Annotated in this window: 1 protein-coding gene; it reads right to left on the minus strand. The window is 39.5% G+C overall.

What is annotated here, in order from left to right:
- Positions 1 to 212 precede the first annotated feature (212 nt).
- Positions 213 to 674, minus strand: a 462-nt coding sequence (locus ACFIO5_RS12105) for a ClpB D2-like domain containing protein (RefSeq protein WP_522729897.1), incomplete at its 5' end; no start/stop codon positions are given.

Here is a 674-nt window from a genome sequence, read left to right on the forward strand (position 1 = left end):
CCCCATCTGTCTTTTCATCAATATATTGCATAATTCTCCTTTCTGGAGCCTATAATCTATCCGCTACACAAGCCCGCCTTTAGAAAAGCTTCCAGTTCTCCATAATACATGAAGTGGGAACTGGGAACATATAAATCAAGCATTATGACTATAATGTCCAAAAACATCCATCTTCAAATGATGTTTATTCCTACTTCTCATATCGCATAACATCATGCCGATACATTTTCTTTATCTTCTGTACGTTCTGAGTAAATATACAGAGGACGCGCTTTCCCATCGACAACATCGCTCGAAATAACCACTTCTTGAACCCCTTCAAGAGCCGGTAATTCAAACATCGTCTCAAGAAGTATCTTCTCCATAATAGAGCGTAAACCACGCGCACCAGTTTTACGCTCAATCGCCTTCTTGGCAATAACTCGCAAAGCATCTTCATGAAATGCTAATTCGACATTTTCCATTTCAAAAAGACGCTGATATTGCTTTACCAACGCATTTTTTGGTTTTGATAAAATTTGAACAAGCGCATTAACATCCAAATCCTCTAAGGTCGCTACAATGGGAAGACGACCAATAAACTCTGGTATCAAACCGAATTTTATAAGATCTTCAGGCTCTAAGTCACGAAAAATCTCACCAACACAACGCTCATCAGGCGCTTTAACGGTAGC

Source organism: Bartonella sp. AA86SXKL, from assembly GCF_042196885.1.